A 13,332-nucleotide genomic window follows, 5' to 3' on the forward strand; every position below is an offset into this window, starting at 1 on the left:
ATTCGCGCGCACGTGGCGCGTAGCGCCCTATACCAACTTCCGCCCCGACCGCATTCGCCGTCGCACGTCCCAGAGCAGGGCGTTGAACGGAAACTGGCGCACGACGACGGGAGTCATCCGGTTTCCCAGGGCCAGGACTCGCAGCAGAAGCGCGAACCGCCGCTCCTTCACCGGGTCCCACGGCAGCTCCATCTCGTCGCGAAATCGTTGCGGCAGAAAGCCTGTGGTGACGAAACGCATGAACGGTCCGATCAACGGATGCAGCACAGCAGGCTTGACGAAGGTGGCGGACGCGATGCCGTACAGATACCGCCGAACCGTCGCGTCGATGTGCACGTCGTCGAGTGCGGCGTCCCAGTACTTGTCGAACGCGGCACGGTCCGCGGGCCACATGTCCTGCGGCATCTGCAGCGTCGACCCCAGAACATGGCTGCGGCTGTACATTTCGTCGATGAAGCCCGGCTCGGGCGCGTCGTACAGCGCGAGATAGACGTCCTCGAATCCCCGATACAGGCACGCTGCGACCCACAGCTGGAGCTTCGGATCGAACGCGTTGTATTTCACCGGACTGTCGGCGGTCGACCTCACCGCAGCGTGAGATCTGTCGGTGGCTCTCCGATAGGCCGTCTTCACGTCGTCGTCGGCCATACCGGCAACCGCGAGATACGACAGTGTCGTTCGAGTGCGTTTCATCGGATGCCGGTTGATCTGACCGCTTTCGACGCGGCTCTCGACGACGCCGTAGCCGACGCTGGGATGAGCCAACTGCATGATCACGTTGGCGCCTCCGGCGAGCAGGCCGACGCCCGTCATGGACTTGCGGAGTAGTTCGTTGTCGGCAGTCATCGCTCTCCCCAATGGCGGAATCTGCATACGGGTGTGTTCAGATGACGCTAGGCGCACACGACACGGGGTGTCAAGATGTGCACATGTCCCCGACACCGCGAACCTACGGCGGAGTCGACGGGTCGGCGCGCGTCGCCGAGCGTCGGCGCGTGCTGATCGAGGCGGGCCTCGACCTGCTCGGAACGACCGAGCCCGAACTCAGCGTCCGCGGCGTCTGCCGTACCGCGGGAGTGGCGTCGCGGTACTTCTACGAGAGCTTCGCGGACAAGAACGCCTTGATGGACGCCGTCTACGACCGAGTCGTCGGCGAACTGACGACAGCCACTCTCGCCGCCGTCGCCGCGTCACCGATGACCGAAGAAGAACGAGTCCATGCTGCCGTGGCGACCGTGGTCCGCATGGTCGCCGAGGATCCCCGACGCGGCCGCCTCCTCTTCTCGGCCACACTGAGCAACGACGTTCTCGCCGCCAAGCGAGCCGAGTCGACTCGCATGTTCGCCGGACTTCTCGCAGCACAGGCGTCGGAGTTCTACGGCACCACAGGCGATCGAAGCCTGGACCTGACGACGCAGTACGTCGTCGGCGGCTTCGCCCAGGTGCTCACGGCATGGCTCGGCGGTGAACTGGACCTCGACGAGGACGCCGTCGTCGCACAGTGTTCGGACCTGCTGCTCGCGGCGGCACCCGAGCGCTAGCCCCACACCCCCACGCGTTCGAGGTGCGCGATCAGACGCTCTGCGCCATCCACGAACTGTCGACGCATCAGCTCACCGACCGATTCGAGGTCCCGCCGGGTAAATGCCGCGATCAACGCCTCGTGGCTGCGCACCGCTTCCTCACCCCAGGAACGGTCCGACGCGTACAGCCGGGCCGGGGTGTAGCGAATCGCACCGAACAGGAACCACGCGAGCTTCACGCCACCCGCGACCTTGTTGACCGTTCGATGGAACTCGAATTCGCAGCGCTCGACCGACTCCGCGTCGGCACGCCCGACGGCATCTCGCAGACAGCCGTTCAACCCCGTCAGCTGCACTATCTGCTCGGCGGTGATCACCCGCGCCGCACGACGCGCCAGCTTGCTCGCGATCGTGCCCTGCAGCCAGAAGATGTCCTCGATGTCGTCCCGGGACAGCTCGCCGACGCGATAGCCGCGGTGCGGAACCTGCTCGACCAGCCCTTCGCCCCGCAGACACACCAGCGCTTCGCGGACGGGTGTCGCGCTGACGCCCAGTTCGACCGCCGTCTCGTCGATCCGCACGAACGAACCGGGTCGGATGGCTCCGGACATGATCTGCCCCCGGAGGTGGCCGGCAACCTCTTCCGACAGTTGGGGTCTACGTCGCAGAGCGGGTGCGGACATCAGAGCCCGTAGGTCTTTCCGATGATGTCGCGCTGAATTTCGTTGGTACCGCCGTAAATCGACGACACCAGCGTCGTTCGCACGTGCTTCTCCATGTCGAACTCCGTTGCGTAGCCGTACCCGCCCATCATCTGCATGCCCTCGAGCGCAACCTTCTTCGCCGTCTCGGTCAGTTTCAACTTCGCCATCGACGCCTCCCGCGGAAACAGCTTCTGCGGGTTCTCGTCCACGAGTCGAGCGACGTGGTAGACCAGCAGCCGACCGCACTCGATCTCCGTCGCGAGATCCGCAATCCGATGCCGTAGAGCCTGGAACGTGCCGACGGGTCGTCCGAACTGCTTCCGCTGCGTGATGAACTCGAGAGTGTCGTCGAACGCCCGCTGTGCGGTACCGAGCATCATCGCCGCCAGGATCAGACGCTCGATGTTCAGACCTGTCATCAGCTGCGACCACCCCTGGCCCTCGACGCCGACGACCGCGTCCGCGGGCAACGCACAGTCGGTGAAGTACAGATCGTTGACTTCCTTCCCGCCCATCGTCTCGATCCCCACGATGGACAGGCCGTCCGCGTCGGCGGGCACATCGAACATCGTGAGCCCCTCATGCTTCCCGCCTCCACGCCCCGTTCGCGCGACGAGCAGAATCCGATCCGCGAAATGCGCGTTCGAACACCATGTCTTCTGTCCGTCGATCACCCAACCGTCGCCCGTCTTCTCCGCACGACAACTCAGATTCCCGACGTCCGATCCCGCCTCCGGTTCCGACATCGAGATCGAGTAGCTGCGACCCGCCACGATGCCGCCGAGCACGGTCTCCTTCTGCGACGCGGTGCCGAACTTCTCGTACGCGGCGCCGGTGATCAGGGTCGGTCCGATGCCCCCGATCGGGGCCATGGCCTTGGCTGCCTGCTCGAGCAGGATGCACATGTCGACGGTGCTGCCGTCGGCGCCCCCGTACTCTTCCGGGATCGTTGCACCGAGCCAGCCGAGCGCGGCCATCTTCTCGTACAGCGCCTGGTTGTGGGTGTGCTTGCCGTGGTCGGTGAGGGCATCGCGCTGACCTCGCGTCCCTGCCTCCTTGGCGCAGAAATCTGCGACGGCGCGAGCGAACGACTGCTGTTCCTGCGTGAAATCCGTGCTCATCTTGGCTCCTGAAGAAGGACGATTGGGGGTTGTCTCAGGCCGGATACGGCGCATAGTGTGAGCTCGACAACAGTAAATCACATCAAATATATGTGATGTGACAAGCAGATCGCCCCCAGCCCGCGGAGGAAATCGCCCATGACGGACCAGGCCGAACGCACCCCGACTCGTACGTTCGACAGCCTCGACCCACGAACGTCGAACGTCCTCGCCAGCTACCCGGTAGCTGGAGTGAACGAGGTGGACGACGCCGTCGACCGGGCTCGTTCCGCCGCGCGATGGTGGGACGTCCAAGGCTTCACGGGACGCAAGCGTTGGCTTCTCGAATACAAGAAAGCCATCGCCAAGGACGCACAGAGCCTCGCCGACGTCATCGCCGCCGAAACCGGCAAGCCCGACGAGGACTCGCTTCTCGAAGTGATGATGGGCGTCGAACACATCGACTGGGCAGCCCGCAACGCCGAGACGACGTTGAAGCAGCGCAAGGTCTCGTCCGGACTGATCAGTGCGAACCAGCAGGCGTACGTCGGCTACCGACCGTTCGGGGTCGTCGGCGTGATCGGGCCGTGGAACTATCCGCTCTACACCCCGATGGGCTCCATCGCGTACGCCCTCGCCGCAGGCAACGCCGTCGTGTTCAAGCCCAGCGAATTGACGCCGGGTGTCGGCGAATGGCTTGCGCAGAAATGGAATTCGTTGGCCGCGCCGCATCCCGTGTTCCAGACCGTCACCGGCGACGGATCCACCGGCACCGCGCTCTGCCGGTCGGCGGTGAACAAGATCGCGTTCACCGGATCCACCGCCACCGCCAAGAAGGTCATGGCCACCTGCGCCGAATCACTCACCCCTCTCGTCGCCGAGTGCGGCGGCAAGGACGCGATGATCGTCGACGCCGACGCGAACCTCGATGCGGCAGTGGAGTTCGCGACGTTCGGCGCGATGGGCAACGCAGGACAGACGTGCGCGGGCGTCGAACGCATCTACGTCGCGGCGCCCGTCTACGAGAAGTTCGTCGACAAGCTCGCCGCGTCGGTCACCGCGCTGAAACCGGGTGGAGCGTCGACGTCGTCGTACGGTCCGATGACGCTCGGCAAGCAGAGCGACATCGTGCGCGCACAGATCCAGGACGCACTGTCGAAGGGCGGACACGCCGTCGTCGGTGGCCTCGATTCGCTGCACGGGCCGTACATCGATCCGGTCGTTCTCACCGACGTTCCCGAAACGTCCACGGCGATCACCGAAGAGACGTTCGGACCGACTGTCGTCGTCAACAAGGTCCGCGACCTCGACGAGGGCATCGACCGCGCGAACGCGTCGTCCTACGGCCTCGGGGCGTCGGTGTTCACGAAGGACCCCGCCGCCGGCCGTCGGGCAGCCGAGAGGCTCGATTGTGGTGTCGTGACGGTCAATTCGGTCCTCGGCTTCGCCGGAATACCTGCACTTCCCTTCGGAGGAACCGGGGATTCCGGTTTCGGCCGTATTCACGGGGCCGACGGTCTTCGCGAGTTCAGCACCGTGAAATCGCTTGCCGTCCAGAAGTTCGCTGCTCCGCTGAACCTGCTGACCATGCAGCGCAAGGCGCGTGATCTGAAGATCTCGGCGCTCATGCTGAAACTTCGCCACGGACGGGGATGACCCCATGGACCTCACGCCGGCGCGGGGCCGCTACGGCTGGCTTCGACGTATCGAACAACTCGACCCTGTCGACGACTGCCACACCATCCATCGCATCACCGCGGGATACGAATTCCCGTGGGACTACCAACGAGCGCTCGAATTCGCCCTGTTCCGAACGTATTGCGTGCCGACCATCTCCGCGCTGCTCGAGAAGACCGGCGAGTTCGCGAACCGGCCCCAGAAGCGGTACGACGACACCTCGCTGTTGATGGGAGAGATGGTCGAGCACGGGTACGATTCCGCGCGCGGTCGCGAGGCACTGCGCATGGTCAACCGCATGCACGGGCAGTACCACATCGACAACGACGACATGCTGTACGTGCTCACCACCTTCATCTACGAGCCGATCGAATGGATCGACACGTACGGGTGGCGTCGGCTGCATCCCACGGAGCGGCTCGCGACGTTCCACTTCTACCGCAACGTCGGAATGCGCATGGGGATCAAGAACATTCCCGAGTCGTACACCGATTTCGCACGGTTCAAGCTCGACTACGAGGAACGCACCTTCCGTTACACCGACGACAACCACAAGGTCGGCACCTACACACTCGACCTGTTCTGCTCCTGGTTCCCGGCGCTTCTTCGCCCTGCTGTCGAACAGGGCGTCTTCGCGCTGATGGACGACCGGATGGCGAGCGCGTTCGGTTTCCCGGCCGGCTCACCCGTCGTCAAGCGCGCAGCCGTCGCTAGCCTGCGCGCCAAGGCCCGCGCCGAACGCTTCCTCCCGACTCGCAAGAGGCCCCGCACCACCGACGATCCGAAGAACAAGACCTATCCCGGCTACCCGGGGAACTACACCCCGAAGGATCTCGGCGCCATCACGTGTCCCTACTCAAGCGAACGCGCGGTCCACCCACGCGTCGAGAGCGCCGCGGAACTCCGATGACTGCGGCAGCGGTGCGTACATGTCGAAGCCCGTCGTCGGCAACGGACCCAGTTCGGCAAGCATGTGCGAGGCGTTCGTGAAACGCGCGTAGTCGACGTCGGTCCCCTGCAGCGCGTCGAACAGCACGTCCGTCTGCCCGCAGGACACGTTGAGATCCTTGTCCGAGCACGTCAGAAGAACATCGGTGCCCGACGGCAACCTACCGGCCAGCACGGCCGGGTCCAACGCGTCGGCCTCGGTCAGGAACGTGGCGCTCTCCTCGTCGAATCCGATCGGCGCGAGCACCTCGTCGTCCGGGTACGGCAGCGGCTCACCCGCCCGCAACGCCGCGATGGTCTCGTCGAGACGGCCTCGCCACACGTCCGCGTCGGCAGGCGTGGCCTGACCCGACGAGACCGCAAGGTCGAAGTTGCGGTTCAACTGCGCATGCAACAGATCGAAATAGCGAATGGACAGCGGCGCGAGCAGACCGAGCTTGCCGACGGCCACTCCGCGGTCGGCCAGCGCCAACGCCGTCAACCCGCCCTCGCTGTGTCCGAGCACCGCGAAGTCGTCGCCGCTGATTCCGGTGCGCTCGGACAACACTGCGGCCGCTGCCTCGGCCGCGTCGACTTGGTCCGTGAAGCCGGGGGGATCCGCTGGGTCGAGTCCGTCGGTTCCGGTGCGGCCTGCCCCGATCTTGTCGAACCGCAGCGTCGTGATGCCTCGTTGCGCCAACGCGTCGGCAATGTAGGCGATGGTGCTCGGCGAGATGTTCGCGGCCTGCACGTTCCCGTTGCGGTCTATCGGTCCACTACCCGGGAGAAGCAGTGCGGCGCCCCGTGTTTCGCCGACCGAGGGTCGCAGACTGCCGTAGTAGGTGATGCCGTCGGACACGAATTCGACCTCGGTGTCGACGGCAGTGTCGGGCGACCACGGCACGTCGATCGGCGCAGCGGTCGCGGTGGCACCTCCCGCGCAGAGCATCAGAGAAGCGGTCAATCCGACGAGTACACGCGTGGTCACCGACATGGAAGGCATGCTAACAACCTTTCTTGACGAAGTCTTTACCCACAATGTGGGCGGGTATCGTTCGGTGGTATCGCTTCGCACTCTTCACAGGAGGCTCCACGATGGCCGGTGGACTCGTTGCACTGCTGGACGACGTAGCCGCGCTCGCGCGTCTGGCTGCGGCCTCGATCGACGACGTCGGCGCTGCGACCGGACGAGCGACCGCGAAAGCTGCCGGTGTCGTGATCGACGACGCGGCCGTGACGCCCCAGTACGTCCGCGGTCTCGCCGCCGAGCGCGAGTTGCCGATCATCAAGAAGATCGCCATCGGTTCGCTGCGGAACAAGCTGCTGATCATCCTGCCGATCGCGTTGATACTGAGCCAGTTCCTTCCGTGGCTCCTGACGCCGATCCTGATGCTCGGTGGCTGTTACCTCGCCTACGAAGCAGTGCACAAGATCTGGGGTGCACTGTTCGGGCACGGTGACCACCACGCCGAGGACGACGGACCTCGCGACGAGGACAGCGTCGTGTCCGGTGCCGTCCGCACCGACCTCATCCTCTCGGCCGAGATCATGGTCATCGCACTCGACACCATTGCCTCCGAAGGCTTCTGGAGCCGATTGATCATTCTCGCCGTCGTCGCGGTGGTCATCACCGTCGTCGTCTACGGTGTCGTCGGGCTCATCGTGAAGATGGACGACATCGGCCTGCGTCTGGCCGAGAAGTCGTCCGGATTCGTCGAGAAGTTCGGACGCGGCCTCGTCAAGGCCATGCCGAAGGTCATGTCGTTCCTCGGCGTCGTCGGCACCGCGGCCATGCTCTGGGTCGGCGGGCACATCCTGCTCGTCGGGATCGACGAACTCGGCTTCCACCCGCTGTACGAGCTCGTTCATCACGGCGAGGACGCTGTTCACGACATCGCCGGCATCGGACCGGTGCTCGCGTGGATCGTCAACACGCTGGCCTCGGCGCTGCTGGGCCTGATCGTCGGAACGATCGTCGTCGTCGCGCAGCTGGGCGTCTCACGCCTTCTTGCGCGCCGCAGGTCCGCCGAGAGCGCGCACTAGGTTCGCACGCGCAGCTCTCACTCCCACAGCAACACGGGCTTCACCGTTTTCCCGTCACGGTGGTCGTCGACGGCTGCGTCGATGTCTCGCCAGTGGTAGGACGACACCAGTCGGTCGACGGGTAGTCGGCCGTCTCGGAGCAGTGCAGTCAGAACCGGAACGAACTGTTCCGGTATCGAGTCCCCTTCGAGGCATCCGCGAACGGTCTTGCCCGCGATCACGGTGTCGAGCAGGTCGAGTCGTACCGTCCCTTTTCCGAGTCCGACGGTGACGAGCGTTCCCCCGAAACCCAGTGCGGCGATCGCGTCGGCGACGACGTCGGCCACACCCGTGGTGTCCAACGCGTGTGTGACACCTCCGCCGGTGACGTCACGCAGCGCCTCGACCACGTCGACATCTGCCGGATCGAACACGTGGGTAGCACCGAGGTCGAGGGCCAGTGCACGTCGCGCACCGGATGTCTCGACGACGCAGATCGTCCCGACCCCTGTCGCAACCGCAGCGAGCACCGCTGCCATCCCTACACCGCCCGCGCCGTGGACGACGAACGAGTCCGAGGGTTCGGGGCGCAGCACGTTCATCACCGCACCCGCTCCCGTCTGCACGCTGCAGCCGAGGGGCGCCGCCACGGCGAGATCGACGTCTCGGTCGACGACGATCGTGTTGTCCTGCGTCGTCAGTGCCATCTCGGCGAACGACGACTGTCCGAAGAATCCGTCGGCAACGGGTCCGCTGCCGCTCGTCACCCGAGGCGAGCCGTCTGCCCGCGTCCCGAACTGGTTGAGGACGCCGCCGCGGTGGCAGTACGCGGGTCGTCCCTGTGCGCAGTTCGCACACGCGCCGCACCGGCGATACGTGAGAACGACGTGGTCGCCGGGTCGGATTCCTGTCACCCGACTACCGACGGTCTCGACCACTCCTGCACCTTCGTGCCCGAGCAGAACGGGACGCGTGCGCGAACCCGCCGCGCGTGCAACGAGATCGGTGTGGCATATGCCGGTCGCGCGCATTCGAACGAGAATCTCGTCGCTTCGCGGGTCGTCGATCTGCACGCTTTCGATCGAGAACGGCGACAACGGGTCTCGCGAGATCAGCGCCCTGGCAGTCACCATCAGCTGCGCTCGAGCACGAAGTAGAAGTACTTGCCGCGGGAGAGCACGAGGTCGGGCTTGCCGTTCATGATCCCCATCAGGGTGCGGTCGTCGACACGTTTGAAGTGGTCGAACACGGCCTTGCCGTCGTACACCATCGTCGCGGTGACCTCGCCTCGGAACTCGATGTTCCAGAGCGACGCCTCGCCCGCACCGAGCTCGACATTCGAGTACAGCGACCCGTCGTCGGCGCGGCAGATGAGAGGTTTCGCGTCGGTCAGCGAATGGAAAGTCTTGCCGTGCCATCTACTTGCGGGCAGCGCGGCGCACAGCGCGTGGCCGGTTCGGAAGGCCGCGCCGGTCCACGACCCCAGGATGTCCTCCGCACGCACCGTGTCGAGCGTCGCCCAGACCTCGTCGAGTTCGTCCGTAGAAACGTCGGACTGCTCCAGTAGTTCCCGTACCCTCATCGGTCGCTCCTCCCCATCAGTACCGCCACCATCACCGTGTGCACCCGAGCCACCGTCGCGTCCGAGCGATCGAATCGCACCGCGCGACCGACGTCGAACACGACGCCCAGCGCAGCATGCACGAGGAATCGGGACGCGACGACCGACAGCTCCGGCCGCGCATCTCGCAGCAGCTGCGCCCATCGTTCGATGTTCTGCCGCTGCACGTTTCGTAGTCCCGAGCGCTGTTCCGCGGGCAGATTGCCGATTTCGGCGAAGTAGACCGCGACGAGTTCGCTCTGCCCGAACGTCAGTTCCGTGTACAACCGGCACAGCGTGGCGATGGCCGTGACCGGATCGGTCGAGCGTGCGAGCGACTTCTGCAGCGTGTCCGTCAACTTCTCGTTGGCGCGATGGAACGCCGCCGCGAGCAGCTCGGCCTTGCTGGGAAAGTATCGGTACACGCTCGATGCGTTGATGCCGACGGCCGCGCCGATGTCCTCGATACTCACGTCGTGGAAACCGTGCTCGTAGAACAGCAGAATCGACTCGTGCAGCAACAGTTCGCGTTTCGAATCCGGCGTCGCCACGTCACGAGACGCGGAGTCCGCCGAGCCCGGAGGCAGATCAGCCTGCAGAACCGACCAAGCCGCGTCGAGGATCATCGTCTCGATCTGTTTGGCGGACAACGCAGTACGATGCGCGGTGATACTCGCGACGACACTGATCGCGGCGGTGGCGAGCAACGCCGCGTCGGCGTCGGGCAACTCGGGACGCAGCGTCTTCAACGGATCTTCGACGCGCCCATGCAGCGTGTACAGGGCGTCGCGTAGCGCCACTTTGTCGTCGCCGACGAGGTAGCGGCCTTCCCAGCGATACAACCCACCGGTGCGCCTGTTGTCGATGGTGGTGCGGATGACCGCCGTGAGCACCGCGTTCATGCGCGCTTCCGCGTCGAGTCCGTCGACGACCGTAGGGTCCGTCGCGGCCAGCAACAGGTCCGCGAGCCGCATGACGGTGTGCACGAACAAGGCGTACTTGGTGGGAAAGTGCCGATACAGTGCCGGCCCGGAGATTCCGACCGTCGCGGCGATGTCGTCGATCCCGACGGGATGGTAGCCACGCTCGCTGAACGCCTCCGCCGCAGCCGAGAGAATCTGCGCTTTGCGGTTTCTCGGCCGTCGACGACGCGGCGCCTCGGTGTCCGTCATCCGCTTCCATTCCCGTCCTCGTGTGCTACCCCGGTCGATCCTCATCCTAGTAGTCGATTTCGTCAACCCCTGACAGCCAGCAGAATTAACGCGTTAAGTTAGCGGCAATTCGCACGGCCGACCCCATGGCAGGAGCATTCGATGGCCACTGGTCTGCACTCGGTGTCGGACGCGGGAGTCCTGACTCTGCGCATCGACCGACAGGACCGCATGAACGCACTCGACGGACCCACCGCCGCTGCGCTCGTCGACGCCCTGTCTGCCGTCACCCCCGACGGTGACGTCCGCGTCGTGGTCCTCACGGGCACCGGACACGCATTCAGCACGGGCGCGGACATCGCCGAGATGGCCGCGTCGACTCCGACGTCTCCGGACGACATGCGGCGCGCTGCGGAGGACACGATGGCGACGGCGACGGCGCTCGTCCGCGCGGTCATCGATGCCCCTGTTCCGGTGATTGCGCAGGTGAACGGCGTCGCGGCGGGCATCGGAGCATCACTGGCACTCGCGTCGGATCTCGTCTTCGCGGCCGAGGAGGCATCGTTTCTCCTGGCGTTCACCACGGTCGCGCTGATGCCCGACGGCGCCGGCAGCCTCCTCGTTCCGGCGGCGATCGGTCGCGTCCGCGCGGCAGCGATGGCGCTGTTGGCGGAGCCGATGACGGCGCCCGACGCAGCCGCGGCGGGACTGATCAACAAGGTCCTGCCCGCGAACGAACTCGAGAACCACGTGCAGAAGATCGCCCGACGCCTGGCCCGCGGGCCACGGCGTGCACTCGAGCTCACCAAGCGCGCCTTGACGGCGTCGACGCTCGCTCTTCTCGACGACGCACTGGAACGCGAACGTGAGGGCCAGATCGAACTCTTGACCGCCCCGGAGTTCCGCGAAGGCATCGCTGCCGTGCTCGAGCATCGCCGACCCGATTTCGAACGCGAATCACCGCAAACTTAGAGGCACCGCACGGTGCAGAAATACCGTTGTCGATTTGCCCTCGGCCCATCCCGGCCAGAGGTACGCTCGTCACCACATCCACCCTCGACGGAGAGGAAGCGCGATGGCCGCCCATTCGGACGAACCCCATCGATCCATTCGCAACAACTGGAACAATCAGGTCCGACGCCACGCGCTCATGCAGCCCGACGCCGTCGCACTCCGGTTCCGAGGTGCATCGATCACCTGGTCCACCCTGGATGATCGCGTCGCACGGTTCGCTCGGGTGTTGGCCGACAACGACATCGAGTACGGCGATCGCGTCTTGATCCTCATGCTCAACCGCCCCGAGTATCTGGAGACGGTTCTCGCCGTCAATGCTCTGGGCGCTCTCGCGGTGCCGGTCAATTTCCGCATGACACCGCCCGAGGTCGCCTTCCTCGCGCAGAACAGCGGCGCGAAGGTTCTCGTCACCGACGACACGTTGTCGTCGCTGTCCGATGCCGTTCTCGTACAGGTCGATTCGCTGAACACGAAGATCACTACGGGCACGGAGTACGAGACACTGCTGTCCGACGCCACGCCCGCCGAACCCGTCGACGTACCCGACGACGCACCCGCCCTGATCATGTACACCTCGGGTACGACCGGTCGCCCCAAAGGCGCCGTGTTGACCCACTCGAACATGCAGGCACAGGCGCTTACATGTATTCGCGCGCTCCGAATGCACGGCGTCGACGAGGTCGGATTCTGCGCGTCACCGATGTTCCACATCGCCGCGCTCGGCAGCCTGGCACCGAGCCTGCAACTCGGTGTTCCGACCGTGATCTATCCCGTGGGCGCGTTCGACCCGTCGGCTCTTCTCGACGTGCTCGCCGCCGAGGGTGTCACGACGCTGTTCCTCGTGCCAGTGCAGTGGCAGGCCATGTGCGCCGAGCAGTCGCGCAACCCCAGATCGCTGAAACTGCGGGTCATTTCGTGGGGAGCCGCGCCTGCATCGGACACGATCCTGAAGGCCATGGCAGCGACCTTCCCCGACGCACTCAACGTCGCGGTGTTCGGGCAGACCGAGATGTCACCCATCACCTGCGTCCTCGACGGCGAGGACGCCTTACGCAAGCTGGGCTCGGTGGGCCGCGTGATCCCGACCATCGCCGCCCGTGTGGTCGACGACGACATGAACGACGTCGAGCCAGGGTCCGTCGGCGAAATCGTCTATCGTGGGCCGACTTTGATGCGTGAGTACTGGCAGAACCCCGACGCCACCGCCGACGCGTTCCACGGCGGCTGGTTCCACTCGGGTGATCTCGTGCGTCAGGACGACGAAGGATTCGTGTTCGTCGTCGACCGCAAGAAGGACATGATCATCTCGGGCGGCGAGAACATCTACTGCGCCGAGGTCGAGAACGTTCTGTTCGGCCATCCACGCATCCTGGAGGCGGCCGTCATCGGGCGCCCCGACGACAAGTGGGGTGAGGTGCCGGTCGCTATCGTCGCGCTGAACGACGAAGGCCCCGACCTGGGCCTGGACGAGTTGTCGTCGTGGCTCGGCGACCACCTCGCGCGCTACAAGCATCCGAAGGAGCTCGTGACAGTCGATGCATTGCCACGCAACGCGAGCGGCAAGGTCGTGAAAGTTGCTCTGCGCAACACGTATTCGCCGACGCCCGCATAACC

The 13,332-nt window shown here is 65.2% G+C and carries 13 protein-coding genes; 6 read left to right on the plus strand and 7 right to left on the minus strand.

Annotation, left to right across the window (positions count from 1 at the left end):
- Positions 1-27 precede the first annotated feature (27 nt).
- Positions 28-846 carry an oxygenase MpaB family protein gene (locus A3K89_RS06670; RefSeq protein WP_068423520.1) on the minus strand — a complete coding sequence of 273 codons (819 nt, stop codon included), beginning with the start codon at positions 844-846 and terminating at the stop codon, positions 28-30.
- A gap of 83 nt (positions 847-929) precedes the next feature.
- Here A3K89_RS06670 and A3K89_RS06675 point away from each other — a divergent pair, with 83 nt between their 5' ends.
- Positions 930-1,541 (plus strand): TetR/AcrR family transcriptional regulator, encoded by a 612-nt coding sequence (locus A3K89_RS06675; RefSeq protein WP_068423521.1) that lies wholly within the window; start codon positions 930-932, stop codon positions 1,539-1,541.
- Here the strand turns inward: A3K89_RS06675 and A3K89_RS06680 are convergent.
- Both A3K89_RS06680 and A3K89_RS06685 read right to left on the minus strand, forming a co-directional pair.
- On the minus strand, positions 1,538-2,206 hold the full coding sequence (locus tag A3K89_RS06680) for a GntR family transcriptional regulator (RefSeq protein ID WP_068423522.1): 669 nt from the start codon (positions 2,204-2,206) through the stop codon (positions 1,538-1,540). The genes A3K89_RS06675 and A3K89_RS06680 overlap by 4 nt on opposite strands.
- Positions 2,206-3,348, minus strand: a complete 1,143-nt coding sequence (locus A3K89_RS06685) for an acyl-CoA dehydrogenase family protein (protein WP_068423523.1) — start codon at positions 3,346-3,348, stop codon at positions 2,206-2,208. The genes A3K89_RS06680 and A3K89_RS06685 overlap by 1 nt, the downstream gene beginning before the upstream one ends.
- 138 nt (positions 3,349-3,486) lie before the next feature.
- Here A3K89_RS06685 and A3K89_RS06690 point away from each other — a divergent pair, with 138 nt between their 5' ends.
- Complete coding sequence (locus A3K89_RS06690) at positions 3,487-4,983, plus strand: aldehyde dehydrogenase family protein (protein ID WP_068423524.1); 1,497 nt, start codon at positions 3,487-3,489, stop codon at positions 4,981-4,983.
- A 4-nt stretch (positions 4,984-4,987) separates the two neighbouring features.
- Positions 4,988-5,914, plus strand: coding sequence for an oxygenase MpaB family protein (locus tag A3K89_RS06695; RefSeq protein ID WP_068423525.1), 927 nt, complete (start codon positions 4,988-4,990; stop codon positions 5,912-5,914).
- Here A3K89_RS06695 and A3K89_RS06700 read toward each other — a convergent pair.
- Complete coding sequence (locus A3K89_RS06700) at positions 5,861-6,925, minus strand: alpha/beta hydrolase family protein (RefSeq protein ID WP_084423632.1); 1,065 nt, start codon at positions 6,923-6,925, stop codon at positions 5,861-5,863. The genes A3K89_RS06695 and A3K89_RS06700 overlap by 54 nt on opposite strands.
- Before the next feature lie 101 nt (positions 6,926-7,026).
- Here A3K89_RS06700 and A3K89_RS06705 point away from each other — a divergent pair, with 101 nt between their 5' ends.
- The gene (locus tag A3K89_RS06705) at positions 7,027-7,974 is read left to right on the plus strand and encodes a DUF808 domain-containing protein (RefSeq protein WP_068423657.1); all 948 of its coding nucleotides are present in this window, start codon (positions 7,027-7,029) and stop codon (positions 7,972-7,974) included.
- Positions 7,975-7,991: 17 nt separating this feature from the next.
- On the opposite strand, the gene A3K89_RS06710 is transcribed toward A3K89_RS06705, so the two are convergent.
- From A3K89_RS06710 to A3K89_RS06720, 3 genes are read right to left on the minus strand one after another with little or no spacing between them, the layout of a single operon-like run.
- Positions 7,992-9,083: an NAD(P)-dependent alcohol dehydrogenase gene (locus A3K89_RS06710; RefSeq protein WP_174551378.1), complete on the minus strand. Its 1,092-nt coding sequence runs from the start codon at positions 9,081-9,083 to the stop codon at positions 7,992-7,994.
- Positions 9,084-9,085: 2 nt separating this feature from the next.
- Positions 9,086-9,535 (minus strand): DUF4334 domain-containing protein, encoded by a 450-nt coding sequence (locus A3K89_RS06715; protein WP_068423528.1) that lies wholly within the window; start codon positions 9,533-9,535, stop codon positions 9,086-9,088.
- Entirely contained in the window at positions 9,532-10,725 is a 1,194-nt protein-coding gene (locus tag A3K89_RS06720; protein ID WP_068423529.1) for a TetR/AcrR family transcriptional regulator, read from the minus strand. Before A3K89_RS06720 ends, A3K89_RS06715 begins: the two co-directional genes overlap by 4 nt.
- Positions 10,726-10,866: 141 nt before the next feature.
- Here A3K89_RS06720 and A3K89_RS06725 point away from each other — a divergent pair, with 141 nt between their 5' ends.
- Both A3K89_RS06725 and fadD5 read left to right on the plus strand, forming a co-directional pair.
- Positions 10,867-11,676: an enoyl-CoA hydratase gene (locus A3K89_RS06725; RefSeq protein WP_068423530.1), complete on the plus strand. Its 810-nt coding sequence runs from the start codon at positions 10,867-10,869 to the stop codon at positions 11,674-11,676.
- Between the two features lie 103 nt (positions 11,677-11,779).
- Positions 11,780-13,330, plus strand: coding sequence for a fatty-acid--CoA ligase FadD5 (fadD5, locus tag A3K89_RS06730; RefSeq protein WP_068423531.1), 1,551 nt, complete (start codon positions 11,780-11,782; stop codon positions 13,328-13,330).
- Positions 13,331-13,332: the final 2 nt, after the last annotated feature.

The organism is Rhodococcoides kyotonense (assembly GCF_001645385.1).
Lineage (GTDB): Bacteria > Actinomycetota > Actinomycetes > Mycobacteriales > Mycobacteriaceae > Rhodococcoides > Rhodococcoides kyotonensis_B.